Annotated in this window: 15 protein-coding genes; 4 read left to right on the top strand and 11 right to left on the bottom strand. The window is 40.8% G+C overall.

Annotation, left to right across the window (positions count from 1 at the left end; all coding sequences use genetic code 11):
- Positions 1 to 40: 40 nt before the first annotated feature.
- The 8 genes from atpH to ACWIB3_RS02770 form a co-directional block, all read right to left on the bottom strand.
- Positions 41 to 586 (bottom strand): ATP synthase F1 subunit delta, encoded by a 546-nt coding sequence (gene atpH, locus ACWIB3_RS02805; protein ID WP_185210883.1) that lies wholly within the window; start codon positions 584 to 586, stop codon positions 41 to 43.
- Positions 587 to 613: 27 nt separating this feature from the next.
- Positions 614 to 1,114 carry a F0F1 ATP synthase subunit B gene (locus tag ACWIB3_RS02800; RefSeq protein ID WP_185210885.1) on the bottom strand — a complete coding sequence of 167 codons (501 nt, stop codon included), beginning with the start codon at positions 1,112 to 1,114 and terminating at the stop codon, positions 614 to 616.
- A 109-nt stretch (positions 1,115 to 1,223) separates the two neighbouring features.
- Entirely contained in the window at positions 1,224 to 1,415 is a 192-nt protein-coding gene (atpE, locus tag ACWIB3_RS02795) for an ATP synthase F0 subunit C (RefSeq protein ID WP_093098685.1), read from the bottom strand.
- 38 nt (positions 1,416 to 1,453) lie between these two features.
- The gene (gene atpB, locus ACWIB3_RS02790) at positions 1,454 to 2,539 is read right to left on the bottom strand and encodes a F0F1 ATP synthase subunit A (RefSeq protein ID WP_185210887.1); all 1,086 of its coding nucleotides are present in this window, start codon (positions 2,537 to 2,539) and stop codon (positions 1,454 to 1,456) included.
- 89 nt (positions 2,540 to 2,628) lie between these two features.
- Positions 2,629 to 2,952 (bottom strand): hypothetical protein, encoded by a 324-nt coding sequence (locus ACWIB3_RS02785; RefSeq protein ID WP_313260222.1) that lies wholly within the window; start codon positions 2,950 to 2,952, stop codon positions 2,629 to 2,631.
- Positions 2,953 to 3,025: 73 nt separating this feature from the next.
- Positions 3,026 to 3,253: an AtpZ/AtpI family protein gene (locus ACWIB3_RS02780; protein ID WP_237219428.1), complete on the bottom strand. Its 228-nt coding sequence runs from the start codon at positions 3,251 to 3,253 to the stop codon at positions 3,026 to 3,028.
- 816 nt (positions 3,254 to 4,069) lie between these two features.
- A complete protein-coding gene (locus tag ACWIB3_RS02775) occupies positions 4,070 to 4,684 on the bottom strand; it encodes a hypothetical protein (protein ID WP_454290805.1) in 615 nt (204 codons plus the stop codon).
- 132 nt (positions 4,685 to 4,816) lie between these two features.
- Entirely contained in the window at positions 4,817 to 7,021 is a 2,205-nt protein-coding gene (locus tag ACWIB3_RS02770; RefSeq protein ID WP_454290804.1) for a helix-turn-helix domain-containing protein, read from the bottom strand.
- A 109-nt stretch (positions 7,022 to 7,130) separates the two neighbouring features.
- Here ACWIB3_RS02770 and ACWIB3_RS02765 point away from each other — a divergent pair, with 109 nt between their 5' ends.
- From ACWIB3_RS02765 to ACWIB3_RS02750, 4 genes are all read left to right on the top strand, one after another.
- The gene (locus ACWIB3_RS02765) at positions 7,131 to 7,637 is read left to right on the top strand and encodes a cupin domain-containing protein (protein ID WP_185210893.1); all 507 of its coding nucleotides are present in this window, start codon (positions 7,131 to 7,133) and stop codon (positions 7,635 to 7,637) included.
- A 557-nt stretch (positions 7,638 to 8,194) separates the two neighbouring features.
- Positions 8,195 to 10,090, top strand: a complete 1,896-nt coding sequence (locus ACWIB3_RS02760) for a DNA topoisomerase IV subunit B (protein ID WP_313190368.1) — start codon at positions 8,195 to 8,197, stop codon at positions 10,088 to 10,090.
- 54 nt (positions 10,091 to 10,144) lie between these two features.
- Positions 10,145 to 10,987 (top strand): formyltetrahydrofolate deformylase, encoded by an 843-nt coding sequence (purU, locus tag ACWIB3_RS02755; protein ID WP_454290803.1) that lies wholly within the window; start codon positions 10,145 to 10,147, stop codon positions 10,985 to 10,987.
- Between the two features lie 189 nt (positions 10,988 to 11,176).
- Positions 11,177 to 12,958 carry a hypothetical protein gene (locus tag ACWIB3_RS02750; protein ID WP_454290802.1) on the top strand — a complete coding sequence of 594 codons (1,782 nt, stop codon included), beginning with the start codon at positions 11,177 to 11,179 and terminating at the stop codon, positions 12,956 to 12,958.
- A gap of 204 nt (positions 12,959 to 13,162) precedes the next feature.
- Here ACWIB3_RS02750 and ACWIB3_RS02745 read toward each other — a convergent pair whose 3' ends face one another.
- The 3 genes from ACWIB3_RS02745 to ACWIB3_RS02735 all read right to left on the bottom strand — a co-directional run bounded on the left by ACWIB3_RS02745 (position 13,163) and on the right by ACWIB3_RS02735 (position 15,673).
- Complete coding sequence (locus tag ACWIB3_RS02745; RefSeq protein ID WP_185216128.1) at positions 13,163 to 14,068, bottom strand: class I SAM-dependent methyltransferase; 906 nt, start codon at positions 14,066 to 14,068, stop codon at positions 13,163 to 13,165.
- A 99-nt stretch (positions 14,069 to 14,167) separates the two neighbouring features.
- Positions 14,168 to 14,932 (bottom strand): ABC transporter ATP-binding protein, encoded by a 765-nt coding sequence (locus tag ACWIB3_RS02740; protein ID WP_185210899.1) that lies wholly within the window; start codon positions 14,930 to 14,932, stop codon positions 14,168 to 14,170.
- A gap of 6 nt (positions 14,933 to 14,938) precedes the next feature.
- Entirely contained in the window at positions 14,939 to 15,673 is a 735-nt protein-coding gene (locus tag ACWIB3_RS02735) for an MlaE family ABC transporter permease (RefSeq protein ID WP_185210901.1), read from the bottom strand.
- Positions 15,674 to 15,776 lie beyond the last annotated feature (103 nt).

Genomic DNA, 15,776 nt, shown 5'->3' with positions numbered 1-15,776 from the left:
GGGTTTTTGATTCTATTATATCTTGTTCTCGAACGCCGGATTAAACTCCTTGGTTCTCGAAATGTCTCTCTAATTTATTTAGCTTGCCTTGAATACTTGCATCAATCTGCTTGTCTCCAACCTTCACCACAAAGCCACCGATCAATGATTTGTCTACTTTGTTAGCTAAGATGACCTCGGCGTTGATCTGAGCAGCAATCTGCTCTTTTAATGCCTGTAGGTTGGCCTCCGATAAAGGACTGGCCGAAACAACTTCTGCATGAACGATACCTTTAACCTCGTTGTATTCACGAACAAACTCTAAGGCTGTCGCATAAACTAATTCTGCACGGCCTTTTCTAACCATGATATTGAAGAACTCCAATATCTCCGGTCTGATTTTACCTTGAAATAAAGCCTTCAAGATCGCAAGTTTCTTGTCCGTCTTAATGATCGGATTGTTTAAAACTGCTTGCAATTCCGTGTTAGATTTGATTATGGCAATAACTCCTTCGATATCCGCCTTAACCGCATCCAGACTCTCCTGCTCTACCGACAAGTCGATTAATGACTTGGCATATCTTGAAGCTACTTTGAAAACTGACATACGCTAATTTTTAAATTCGTTAACCAATTAGTTTAATTTAACATCTTTCATCAAGTCAGCTACTAAAGCTTCTTGCTTTCCTTGGTCCTCGAATTCTTTCGTTAATACTTTGCGCGCAATCTCTAAAGATAAGGTAGAAACTTGGTTCTTAACCTCAGCTAAAGCTTTTAATTTTTGGTCTTCAATCTCGCGTTTAGCTTGCTCGATCAATTTACCACCTTCAACTTGAGCTGCATCTTTTGCCTCTGCCACGATCTTATCCTTCAATACTTTTGCTTCTTTCAAGATAACATCACGCTCTTCACGAGCCTTTTTTAACAAATTCTCGTTCTCATTGGTCAAACGTGCCATTTCCAATTTCGCCTTTTCTGCGGAAGCTAAAGCATCGGTAATGCCTTTTTCGCGTTCCTCTAAAGCATTTACAATCGGTTTCCAAGCATATTTCCCTAACAAAAAGATGACGATCAAAAGGATGATCAATTGCCAGAAAAATAACCCGAATGAAAAATCATGAATTAAAGCGTCCATTTATTTACGTTATTATATTTTTGAATTTAAATTTTTTGTCTTTTTGATAAACACAACTTGCAACCAACCGTTGCAAGATGTGTCCATTGTCTTTTGTAATAAGCTTAGCTTATTTACCTAATAGAAGAGCACCGAATGCTAAACCTTCCAATAAGGCACCGATGATGATCATCGCTGTTTGAATTTTAGATGCTGCTTCTGGTTGACGAGCGATAGCTTCCATTGCTGAACCACCGATTTTACCTAAACCTAAACCAGCTCCGATAACGATCAAACCTGCTCCTACTAAATTTGGAATCATAACAATTTTATATTTAAAAATTTAACAAAAAATTCGAATTAATGATGCGAATGCTCTTCCACTGCCATACCGATAAATAAGGATGACAACATCGTAAAGATAAACGCTTGTAAGAATGCTACCAATAATTCCAAGAAGAATAATAACAACGTTAGAATTAAGGAAACACTCACTGAACCTACAACAGTCAACTGATGTTGCAACAAATACACAACAGCAATCAGACCCATTACAACGGTGTGACCAGCTGTAATGTTTGCAAACAAACGAACCATCAAGGAGAAAGGCTTAGTAAACAAACCTAATACTTCGATTGGCGCTAGAACAAATTTGAAAGGAACCGGTACTCCTGGCATCCAGAAAATATGTTTCCAGTAATCTTTGTTTGCTTTAAAATTCGTAATGAAAAATGTAAACAGGGCTAAACACAATGTAACAGAGATATTTCCAGTTACGTTTACTCCTAGTGGAGTTAGCCCTAATAAGTTCAATAAAAAGATCAAGAAGAATACAGACAACAAATATGGCATGAATTCTTTGTAACGATGCCCGATGTTAGGGATCGCCATCTCATCTCTCACGTATAGAACCAATGGCTCCAATGCACGTCCAATTCCTTTAGGAACCACGTTTGAACCGTTTTTATATGTTTTAGCTAAACTTGTAAATCCAATGAACAACAACAAAGCAGCCAACATCAAACCTAAAACATTCTTGGTAATCGAGAAGTCCCAAGGTTTTGCATTTGTTGGGTGATGTTTGTCATCGTATGTAATCGTACCTGCAGCATCTGTCTTGTAGATTTTGCCATGGTACAATTTGTAAAATTGACCGTCTTTTTCTACTACTTTATCGCCATGCTCGAACTCACCGGAAGAAAAAACCTTCAGACCACCATCAATCAAGATAACTGGTAAAGGGAAGCCATAATTCTTTCCTGTTTTAGAATCAGTAAAGAAATTGAAATAGTAATCATCCTTTAAGTGGTGTTGAATATGAGCGTTAATTTCCTCAGAACTAGAAGTTTCACCATGTGTATGCCCTTCTTCAGCAACTGAGCGGAATGGATTAACAGTAAACAAAATTACTGCAAATAATAAAAGTACTTTCTTAAGACTCACCATTTTAAAATAATGTTGAATTATGACAAATTTTGCGCAAAATTACAATTTTATTTGGCATAAATTCAGAATTGTTTAAACTTTTTAAAAAATTAGTTTTTATTAACCGTTTCTTGTTGATTTACAATATAATAGGCCGCAAAGGCATCATACATCAAATAAACAAAAAACACCACTAGAAAATTAAGCTCAATAAAATCATTCTCGAGTAGATTGATACCCTCATGAATGAACACATAACTGCCCACCGCTTTCAGGGTCATGCCGACCAAAAACGCAAAGCCGACCTGCACCGGCATCGTATAATCGATGAGCAACAAAATAATGACCATGACAACGGAAGCAATCGCCCCGAAGGTATACATCCCCTCTAAACTATAGCCCGATCCTATCCACCAATGATCATGATGGTTCATCTTCAAAACGGCATAATGTATCCCAAAACACACACCTGTGACGCCAAGCAGAACTAATAATAAGAGCAGGTATCTATTCATTTCTATTGATATAATTTACTTGTTTAATAAATTGATATAGGGAAAGTCCGACGCCAAACATCGTCAATCCCTTCATCCACCACTCCCCTTCTACCGCATATTTTTCGTCCAGCCAAGTCCCTAACCAGTAGAACACATAGATGGTCACCCCCATTTGAAAGGGCATGGAGGTAAATACCAACCATTTGTTGACCTTCTTATTTGACTTGCTTTCCTTCAAACTCTAGTAGATGGGTTAGCTAACAAAGATAATTAAATCTCATTAGGCTAAACCTTTTGTGTCGATTTTTTGTAAAAAAGCTGTTATTTGACTTCAAAATGATCGATTAACGGGCATTTCAGGTTATTTGTGGGTGGTTGCCAAGGATGTCTTGGTTTGAACCAGGATTAAAAGGATGGGAGGATGGACCAAGATTATGATCATATGTCGCAGGAAATTCCCCGATACTGTAGAGGCGTATCGAATACGCCCGCCCCATATAAACCTAAATTATTATCATTTTCTGAATAAAGAAACTCCATGATTTTCATATTCTCGTCCGTACAATTTCCAGAACCCAAACCCCTTGAGGGGTGAAATATTTGTACAATCTGGATGTTTGAAATGGCGAACCCACAGCGTGGGTGAAATATTTTTCAATAATTCCTCTTTATGGGTTAAAAAAGATAAAAAACAGTTTGTTCATCTTACGATTCACAACGACAACCAGATCGAAAAATAAAATAAAATAGATTCTTCGCTTCGCTTCTGAATCCCTTTTTAGTGCATTTTGATTCTGAACGATAAGTGAGGAATCTGTACGGATCTTCTACTGAAGATATTGTCATCCTTAACCTTCGGTTAAGGAACTGTACAGCCCTGCAAAAAATGATTTTTTAATTTAGGATGTTTGCATTTCTCCGAGATTCTTCCTCCGTCAGAATGACACAAAAACTATTAACAAAATGATATGGTCAACATCCTGTTATCAGTTTCCGAAAAATTTTATCCAATTTTTTAACCCTCTGCGTGACACCGGATTTCAAATCATAAACACTAGTTCTGGGAAATAAAAAACTGGTCGGTATTCAGATAAATTATAGGAGGAAATTCTCCCTTATTATGGGCCAAAAGGTTTTCAATGACTACTTCATTAAGATCGGTTACTCGCTTATCCAACATCCTGGACCATAAAACTACAATAATCTCTGGTTCATTAACCAACTTTTCATCAAGGTTGAAATTCTTCAATAAAGCGGCTAAGGAAATATGCTCGCTTGATATATCAACAGCTGTCTTCGGGATATATTTATCAAACCGACCATCACAACGCCAATTCAGCGTCCTTATATTTTTACCAGGAGCATAACAATTGGCATGAAATGAAACTAGTTTTTGATCCTTAAAATAGAGTAATTGAATCGGCTGGGCAGCATTGTTCTTAAAAGTATCCGTGTACAGTAGCACATAGTTCTGCATACCGGAATCAGGCACTGCAAAGGAATATTTCGTTCCTTGGTATGGTCCTGTCAATTCAGCAGCAAACTTTTCATATTCCTGTTGATCAAACTCCTTTATATCCTTTATTCCAGCCGCTTTGTAAACCATGGCTCTACAGGAAGTCAGGAATAGCAAAAGGAAAAACAAACCCGTAAAAACTCTCATATTCATTTCATTTAGATTAACAATCGTTTCTAGTAAAGCTAATTATTATTGAATTTAATCAATTAGCAATAAACAAAACGAAAACAGCTTAAACTTTAAGAATTCTTAACAAATTTAGTTTAACCAACTGCTTCGATCTTACTTCTCAGCTACTTCCATATACTTTTGGGCAATCCTGATCTGTGGGTAATCTACTTTCATGTCCATCAAGGTTCTTAGCTCGGTCGCTGAAGCATCTGGATGTGACTTGATGACCTTGACAATGTTTTGCAGCTCGGCATCCGGAATCAAATCTGATGCTTCAATATCGGAACCTATAAAATTGATCAGATGACCATAGATGGTTCCTACCACCATATCGCGTTTCGTAGCAATCTCTTCAATATCCATCCCATCCATAAACATATCCAGGGAAATCTGTTTGGTATCCTTCTCCTTTTCTTCTACTTCCTTCGCCAGATCCTCCTTAGGCTTGTTCCATTGCAGCAACTCCTCTGTCAGTTCATCCGAGGACTTATTTAGGGCTTCCGCAATAGTTAGGCTATGTTTGAGCTGCTCATGCTTTCTCTTGAAATCCAACAAAATACTCTTTAGGGTAGAAATATATTTCTTGGTCCTTTTCTTAACCTGCCATTGCTCAATATGCTTCTCCATTGGCGCTAAACATTCCTTATCAAATGTGGGAATAAACCAGCTGACCGCCGCTTTTGATCGCTCGCAGATCTTTTCATAGTCAAGGTCTACCTGACCCAGCATTTTGTACAGTTGGGTGATAAATTTGTTGGCCACCACTTCCTGTGCCTTTAATTTTGACAGCATGTCCTTCAGGAATTCAACGGCCTCATCTTTACCCTCAATTTTCTTCCCTTCTTGCTCCACGATCAAGGATTCCATTTCTTCACACATACTGTTCCAGCGGAAACTCTGCAATAAGATCTGACCGAGATATCGTTTTTGGGATTCCTGTAGGATCGGTTCTAAATCGGTGATGGCCTCCATCTGTTTCATAAAGCTGACCACCTGATAATCCGTACGGATGGCATAGGAAGGAACCCTGGAACGCAACACCAAACCTTCCAATCCAGTCAACCTGCTCAGGGCTACATAGACCTGTCCAGCTGCAAAGGAAGTCCCTGCATCAATGATTGCCTTTTCAAAGGTCAAACCTTGGCTCTTATGGATGGTAATGGCCCATGCCAATCGCAAAGGAAATTGAGAGAATGTACCCAATACCTCCTCTTCGATCTTGTCATCCCCTTTGTTATAGGAATAGCGGATATTCTCCCAAGTTTCTCGTTTGACTTCCACATCCTCTTCCCCATTCGGAAAGGAAACTATGATCTTATGCTTTTCAACTTGAATATCCTTCACCGTACCGATCTTTCCATTGAAATAACGGCGTTCCTCACCTACATCATTCTTGATAAACATCACCTGTGCACCGACCCTCAGGCTCAAGGTCTCCTCTGCTGGAAACAGTCCATTCTGAAATTCATCCTTGATAATGGACTTAATCTGATGCAGCTTGCTGTCCAAGCTTTCCAGCTTCTCTTGGTTGATCTGGTCCGCAAGTCTATTATGTGAGGTCAAGGTAATATATTGTTCCCCTTCTGGGGCGATAAAATCCGGTTTGTAATGGGTATTCAAGTCATCGAGATCGTCATTTGTAGTCTCATTATTCCTGATTTTATTCAAGATATTGATGAAAGCATCATCCTGTTGCCTATAGATTTTCTGAAGTTCAATCAGTACCGGTGGCTGCTGCTTGAAAACTTTGGCATCAAAGAAAAACACACTGGAATAATAATCCCGAAGGACCTGCCATTCGCGATCTTGGACCACGGGCGGCAATTGGTACAGATCCCCAATAAAAAGAACCTGAACGCCTCCAAATGGGCGCATATCTCGACGTACACTTTTCAGGATGACATCAATAGCATCCAAGGTATCCGCACGGACCATGGAAACTTCATCAATTACCAACAGTTCCAATTCTTGCAGGATGGCGCGACGGTTCTTGGTTAATTTAATCGTACTAAACAACCTGTGCTTGTTGTAAATAAATTGGTCTGAATCTCCCCATTGCAAGGGATAATCTTCGATAAACACACCGAATGGCAGCCAGAACAGGGCATGAAGTGTTGTCCCGCCGGCATTCATCGCAGCCACACCTGTCGGCGCAGTGATGGCCATTTTCTTGTAGCTGTTCTCTCGGATAAACTTCAAAAAAGTAGTCTTTCCAGTCCCTGCTTTCCCTGTTAGAAATATGGGTTGCTGAGTCTGGTTAACGAACGCGACGGCCTTGGAAAAAATATCATTTTGTGTATCGAATGCTTGTGACATGAGGAAATTTCTTATTTTGCAAATATAAGGTAAATCAATCGATAGACTGATTTATGGCTTGTATTAATACAAAAGTTATATTATCTTCACATAAGTAAACATCGTAACCATGACATATATAGATAAAAGCGAATTATTTCAAGAGATTTCAAGTAAATTGACCAATAAGGGATTCAAGATTGAAAGCGAAGATCAGAATAGACCTTGGGGTGGATTTTTTGTGATCAACGAAGATCAGGCACAGGAATTTGCCGACGCTTATTTTGAAGGCCTAAACGTTCAAGACCTGAGAATATCTGGCAAATTAAGCCCAAAAGTTTTGATTGTAGGCCCTAACAAACGTTTATCATGGCAATATCACCACCGTAGAGCTGAAATTTGGCGTGTGATCCGTGGAGAAGTTGGTGTAGTAACCAGCCCTACTGATGAGGAACATGAACTAAAGATCTTAAAAGAAGGGGATTCCATCCGCCTTTCCCAAGGTGAAAGACATCGTCTTGTAGGATTGGGTTCCTACGGAGTCGTTGCTGAAATCTGGCAACATACCGACTCTGCCAATCCATCTGATGAAGATGATATCGTAAGAGTTCAAGATGACTTCGGAAGAGGGGTCTAAGGAATCCATAACATATACAAAAGGGAGATTTTCATGAAAATCTCCCTTTTCGTTTACAAGCATTCATGAGGATATTAATCTGTCCTCTATTCTTACTTGAGTTTCTTACTGACCTCATTCGAGACACATTCCGAATTTTTGCAACGTGTGTGCAACAGCATTAAGTCTATGTCCGAATCATTCTCGAATATGTCTCGAATAAGACCTCCTTTCTTTTCTAAAAAAACTAGGGCAAACCTAGGAAATATAACATCCAGAAGACTGCAAGATGATGCTGATAAAAATCTAAACAGGACAGTTTTATCACTACAATAACCTACGAATCAAGAACTTAAAACCACTTTTTCACGTGAAATAACAATTATTTGGCCATTAGATGTGGATAACTCCAATTGACAAAGCAATCAAAATTCCATTTCAGGCCTATCAATTGACAAGAATATTCCTGGTTTTGTGATGTGCAATTCTATTGACGAATTAAATGTGCAAAAGTGTTGTGCAAAAGTCGATTAACTTTTTTATATTTTTGCGATGGTTCAAGAATATCGAAAAACATTATGAGTACATATAACGAAGATAGCATACGGTCCCTAGATTGGAAGGAACATATCCGACTGAGACCTGGGATGTATATTGGTAAGCTGGGGGATGGATCGGCCTATGATGATGGTATTTATGTATTATTGAAAGAGGTGGTTGACAACTCCATCGACGAGTTTGTCATGGGTGCTGGTAAGATCATCGATATCACCGTAAATGAGAACAGAGTGACGGTACGTGATTATGGCCGTGGTATCCCAATTGGTTCTGTAGTAGATGTTGTTTCCAAAATCAATACGGGCGGTAAGTACGACAGTAAAGCCTTTCAAAAATCGGTAGGATTGAACGGAGTAGGTACCAAAGCGGTGAATGCCCTTTCCAATCAGTTTTCCGTACAATCATATAGACAGAACGTAACGCGTATTGCGCAATTCAGCAAAGGGGAATTGATTTCTGATGAGCAAAAGGATACCACCCAGCGCAACGGTACATCAGTGACCTTCTATCCTGATGACAGCATTTTCCGGAACTATAAATATAGATTGGAATTTGTGGAGAACATGATCTGGAATTATGTTTTCTTAAATTCTGGACTGACCATTAACTTCAATGGGCAGCGTTTCATCTCTGAAAATGGACTAAAAGACTTATTGGAGCGCAATGTAGATACCGAAGGGATGCGATATCCGATCATTCACCTTAAAGGGGATGATATAGAGATCGCCATGACCCACGGTCAGCAATATGGGGAAGAATATTATTCTTTTGTCAACGGACAACATACCACACAGGGCGGTACGCATCAAGCAGCCTATCGTGAGGCGGTCGTGAAGACGATCCGCGAGTTCTACAAAAAGGAATTCGATGCTTCTGATGTACGTGCATCCATCATTGGAGCGATTGCCATCAAGGTACAAGAACCTGTATTCGAATCGCAGACCAAAACCAAGCTAGGTTCCCAAAGCGTTGGTCCTGAAGGTCCGACCGTGCGTACCTTCATCAATGACTTTGTCAAGAAGGCATTAGATGATTATCTGCATAAGAATCCGGCAACTGCAGATGCTCTGCAAAAGCGAATTATGCAATCGGAGCGCGAGCGTAAGGATATTGCTGGAATCAAGAAATTGGCCAATGAACGCGCGAAAAAAGCTTCCCTGCACAACAGAAAATTGAGGGACTGCAAAGTTCACTTTAGTGACAAGCATGAGCGCAACCTTGAAACTACCTTATTTATTACAGAGGGAGATTCTGCATCTGGATCGATCACCAAATCCAGGGATGTATATACCCAAGCGGTATTCAGTCTTAAAGGAAAGCCGTTAAACTCTTATGGCCTGACCAAAAAGATCGTTTATGAAAACGAAGAATTCAACTTATTGCAACATGCCCTGAACATTGAGGATGGGATCGAAGGCCTTCGCTATAACAATATCGTGATCGCAACGGATGCCGATGTGGATGGTATGCACATCCGCCTTCTATTGATGACCTTCTTCCTGCAGTTCTTCCCTGAATTGGTAAAAGCAGGACATGTATCCATCCTTCAAACCCCATTATTTAGGGTCCGTAATAAAAAGGAAACGATCTACTGCTACTCCGACGAAGAGCGGGTGAATGCCATCAAAAAATTGGGTTCAAAACCGGAGATCACCCGATTCAAAGGTTTGGGAGAGATCTCACCTTCGGAATTTGGCATGTTTATCGGAGAAAACATCCGTTTAGAGCCGGTAATCTTATCAAAGGACAATAAGCTTCCACAGTTGCTGGAATATTATATGGGTAAAAATACCCCGGACCGTCAAGTTCATATCGTCAACAACTTACGCGTTGAGTTGGATACTGAGGACGACTTGGTGACCACAAAAGATGGCGTTGAAGAGGCTGCAATAGAGTCTGTTCAGGAAGCCGTTTAATAAAATATTTGTGGGGAGAGGTCTTACTTCTCCCCCTTTTTCAACCTAACCAACATGAATACGCAAACCTTAATTCTCATCCAGTGTACGGATGCAGTTGGCCTTGTCGCCATCATTTCCAATGTTTTGGCTGAACAGGAGCTTAACATCGTGAGCATGCGCGAGTTTGTTGATGAAGCCAACAAGAAGTTCTTTGTTCGGGTAGTATGCGCCGGCGAACTATACCACAAGGAAGTCCTACAGCAAGCTTTAACAAATAGACTGCCTTCCAACAGCCAGGTCATGATCAATCCTGACCAAAGGAAGCGTTTGGTGATCCTGGTCACCAAGGAGCATCACTGTTTGGCAGACATCTTGGTTCGCAATTATTTCGGCACTTTCCAAGCTGAAGTCCTTGCCGTGGTTGGGAACTATGACAACCTGCAGAAATTCACGGAGAAGTTTGACCTCCCTTTCCATTATATCAGCCATGAGAACAAGAGCAAGGAACAGTTTGAAGATGAACTGGCCGAGGTAGTTTCAAGCTATCAAGCGGACTATATTGTCTTGGCGAAATTCATGCGTATCCTTTCCCCTATTTTTGTTGCCAAGTTTAAGGGCAAACTCATCAACATTCACCATTCCTTCTTGCCAGCCTTTATCGGAGCGAATCCCTATAAGCAGGCGCATGATCGCGGCGTGAAGATCATTGGCGCTACGGCCCACTTCGTTACCGACGACCTCGACGAAGGACCGATCATCGTCCAGAACACCAAATCCGTTGACCACAGCTACGACGTCAGCGGTATGCGCACCGCAGGGTCCGAAATCGAAAAAGCCGTCCTGAGCCGCGCCATCCAGCTCCTCTCCGAAGACCGCGTAATGCTGCACGGAAATAGGACGATTGTGTTTAAGTAGTATTTAGAATTTAGTATTTAGTATTTAGACACCCTCTATGGCTATTATGAACCTGTATTTTTAATCTTAATACTAAATACTTAATACTAAATACTTCCCCCAAAGTGACCAACATCACATTTTCCTTTTATCAGCTGTTACTTTTTGTATGGGGATTGTTTTGTTATTTGCGGACAGTAAAAGATATACATGACGCATTCATTTCATATTCCTGTTTTAGGCCTTGCATTTTCGATAGATACGCCGATTAAAGTTGCTCAATTTGGTATTTCTTCGGTTATTTCGATCGTGGATGATGAGTTGATTGAGCGGATGCGCGAGTATTATTCGAAGAAGTATGAGCTAGCTTACGAAGCGATCAGCAAGAAACATGCTGATTACCGTGCAACACGTATCTGTAAATATTTGGATTTAGTTCAGGATTTGGTTTCTGAACAGGTGGAGCGCTTGAAACGTGTGGACTGGAAAGAAGATAAGGATGCTCAGCGTTATTTTGAGCTGCTTCCGGAGGCACATCCGAGCAAGGAAAAATATGCGCTCTGGAAATCATTGAAGCATGGCTATGAAAAGCATTTGGTTGCCAATGATATCCGCGAGGCCATGGTTCCAGGGGAAATCGACGTGAACATCATGTCTAAAGTGGACAAGATCAATAGAGATGCCGATGGCAATGAGCTGCCGGAGGTATTTTCGGATGCATCAGCAGCGGTACGAGGTTTTGCGATGAGCAAATTGCAGTCCTCATTGGTACTTTCCGCAGGGATGAATCCAAGGTTATATGCGTACCTATCAGAGTTGGGTACCTTCTTTCCAGATGCCGATGGAAATTTCAAGAAGAAGATTACTCTGAAGGTGTCAGACTATAGGTCGGCACTTATCCAAGCCAAGTATTTGGCAAAAAGAGGTATTTGGATTTCCGAATACCGGATTGAATCGGGCTTAAACTGTGGCGGTCATGCGTTTGCCACCGACGGATTTCTTTTAGGCCCGATTCTCGAAGAATTTAAGAACAATAAGGAAGCACTGATTGCGGAAATATTCCCGCTCTACCAAAGTGCCCTTCAAGAATTAGGTCTAAATAGTGAAAACGCTCCTGCAATCAAGTTTTCCGTCCAAGGAGGTGTGGGAACTTCGCAGGAGCATTCTTTCTTATTGTATTATTATAACATGGATGCCGTAGGTTGGGGGTCACCCTTCCTGTTGGTTCCGGAAGCTACGACGGTAGATGAGGAAACCCTCAATAACCTAGCAACAGCTACAGCGGATGATTTCTACATTTCCCAAGCTTCTCCATTAGGGGTTCCATTCAACAACTTCAGGAAGAGCACTGCAGAGCAGAGCCGTCTGAAAAGGATTGAACAGGGCAAACCCGGATTCCCCTGCACCAAGAAATACTTGGTTTCAGATACGAGCAATAGTACCGAGCCAGTTTGTACCGCTTCCCGGGTATATCAATTGAACAAGATCAATGAGTTAAAGCAACAGGAACTCGATGAAGCGAGTTATCAATTGGCTTACAATAAGATCGTTGAAAAACAATGCCTATGTGAAGGCTTGGCAACGCCGGCATATTTGAAATATGGTATCCTCAAACCTAGGGAAAGGGATGCTGTTGCCATCTGCCCTGGGCCGAACACCGCATATTTCAATAAAGTTTATAGCCTAAAGGAAATGGTTGACCATATTTATGGACGCGTCAATGTATTAAATGGCGTGAATAGACCATCTTTCTTTATAAACGAACTCGATCTATATGTTAAACACTTGGCAGGATATATCAATGAAAACCTGTCAAACCTGGATGTGAAGAAGAAAAAGTACATCCAGAAATTCCACACTCAGCTCTTGGATGGTATTAGCTATTACCGTTCCCTTCAATCGAAAGTAAACTCAGCCTTTGGAGAATCCAAAACTGCATTTTATGAACAGTTGAACAGACTTGAGTCCCAACTTAGCCCCTTAAATGTGTAATAATAAGAAACCTACCTATGAAAAACGAAAGAGGTTGCCGATCATGGCAACCTCTTTTTTAATGTTTGTATGGAGCGGGCGCATGCGATACACCCCCTACGAATTTTATCTGTATTTACAGGAATTAGGATCTTGGTCTATCCTCGAATCCATTCCATCCTGGTTCAAATACCCCTCTTATTTCTACTGTCTTATTTCTACTGTCTAATCAGCTATTTTCCTGAACTTCCCAAAAACACCTAATGGTAATTTTGGACCTGCAGTTGCTTGTAGGTATAGCTCTCCAATCTCTAGGTTTTGGACTTTCGGGAAGGAGGTTTTGATAAGGTTTTCGACGATTACGGAAGAGAAACCTAGGGAATATGTATTGAGGATCAGGAAGTGCTCTTTAGGGTCCAATAGTTGAACGACATCGCGCATCATTTCCATGATATGGTCTTCCAATTTCCATTTTTCACCTTTAGGACCGTGTCCATAGGCTGGTGGATCAAGGATAATTCCATTATAGGTATTCCCGCGTTTCAGTTCACGTTTTACGAATTTCAAAGCGTCTTCAACAACCCAACGGATATCGCTGATTCCAGAAAGTTCCTGATTTTCATTGGCCCAAGTCACGACCTGCTTAATGGAATCCACGTGAGTGGTATCAGCACCGGCAGCTTTGGCGATCAAAGATGCTCCACCTGTATAAGCAAAAAGGTTTAATACTTTGGGTTTAGGAGTCTTGAAGGATTTCACAGAATCGGAGATATAATCCCAATTGACAGCTTGTTCAGGGAATATCCCGACATGCTTAAATGAAGTAAGACCAAGTCTGAACTTAATGGCTACATCTTCATTTTTATATTGTATATGCCAACGGTCTGGAGTCTTCGGGTTCTTTTTCATCCAGTCTCCTGAGGTTGCCGAACGGCCTTTGAATTTGATATGATAACGTTTATTCCATTCTGCATCGCCCAATGCTTTAGGCCATACTGCCTGTGGTTCAGGACGAATGAGGATCAGTTCACCAAAACGTTCAAGTTTTTCAAAATCACCACAGTCGATCAGTTCATAATCTTTCCAGTGTTGCGGCGTAAGGAGTTGAATTTGGGTATCGTTGTTCAAGATGCAATATTTAAAGGACCATAAAAGCCATCATAAAACATGATGTTAGCATTGTTTTATGCAGGTTTTTTCTGCAAAGATAGAAAAATCGAAGGAAAAGAATTACTGTTCCTTTTTCAAAGTATTGCGAGCAGCTTTCATCAAAGGGCTGGCGAACACAAAGTCATTCAATTCCTTGTTGTCAGATTTCAACATATCCTGGTTGGAACCTTCCCAATATTTCTTCCCTTTATAGAGGAACAGGATGTAATCACCAATCCCCATTACCGAGTTCATATCATGTGTCACCACGACGGTAGTACATTGATATTCTTCGGTCAGGTCCTGCACCAATTCATCGATTAGGATGGATGTAGCAGGGTCAAGTCCGGAATTCGGTTCATCACAGAAAAGATATTTGGGATTCATGCTGATTGCACGGGCAATACCGACCCTTTTTTTCATACCACCGGAAAGTTCCGATGGGTATAGGCCGTTTTTTCCAGCTAGATTTACACGTTCCAGACAGAAGTTGGCCTTATCAATCTTTTCAGATTTGCTCATTTCGGTAAACATATCCAAAGTGAAGACGATATTCTGTTCCACGGTCATGGAGTCAAATAGGGCGGAATTCTGAAATAGCATTCCAATTTCCTTACGGATGGGTACTTTTTCTTCGAAATCCATTTTGGTAAATTCCTGTTTGTCAAAGAATACCTTTCCTTGATTAGGTTGGTGCAATCCGACAATACATTTTAACAGGGTACTTTTTCCTGATCCAGAGCCACCGATAATCTGGCTTACTTTTCCAGGTTCGAAGATGGCATCGATTCCATCCAATACCACATTATCCCCAAAAGACTTATGAATATTTGTTATTTCAATCATAGAGAATTACAACATTAATGCAGTGATCAAATAGTCACATGCCAAGATGGAAATACAACCAATCACTACGGCCCTTGTTCCAGCCTGTCCAACTTCTAGAGCACCACCACGCACATAAAAACCTTTATAGGCCGGTACAGAGGTAATTATAAATCCAAACACTGTGGCCTTCACCATCGCGACAACCATGGTAAATCCATTGAATCCCCCGCGGATACCTTCGATATAATCATCGGGCGTTACAGCACCAGAAAGGGCACCACCTAGAAGACCGCCGACCAAGGCACAAGCGATAGCGACAATAACTAGAGCCGGTACCATGATCACTCCGGCAATAATCTTCGGGAGGATCAGATAGCCTGCGGCATTGATACCCATGATCTCCAGGGCATCAATCTGTTCGGTCACACGCATAGAACCAATTTGGGAGGAGATGGAAGACCCTACTTTACCCATCAATACGAGGGCAGAAATGGTAGGTCCAAGTTCCAGGATATTGGAGTCACGGTTGATCTGTCCGATTACCGAGGTTGGAATCAAGTCAGAAACCAACTGGAAGGCGATCTGCATCGTCATTACCGCACCAATAAAGGTAGAAATGATCACAATTAAGCCCAACGACCCCACTCCTATCTCTGTCATTTCATGGAAGACCTCCTTTAGGTAAATCTTCATTTTCTCAGGTTTTCGAAAAACCTTCTTCAGTAACAAGAGATATTCACCAAAATAATAAAATATCATACGTTGGTTTTATTATATATTTTGTTTTAAATCACTAATTCTAACGAATCCTCGGCAAAAATGTTTTGGATAAGTTCAAGATACAAATTCTCGATGAATCTTT

The organism is Sphingobacterium sp. NPDC055431 (assembly GCF_053644255.1).
Note: the sequence above shows the minus strand (reverse complement) of the source record. Positions and strands in the feature narration are given on the sequence as shown.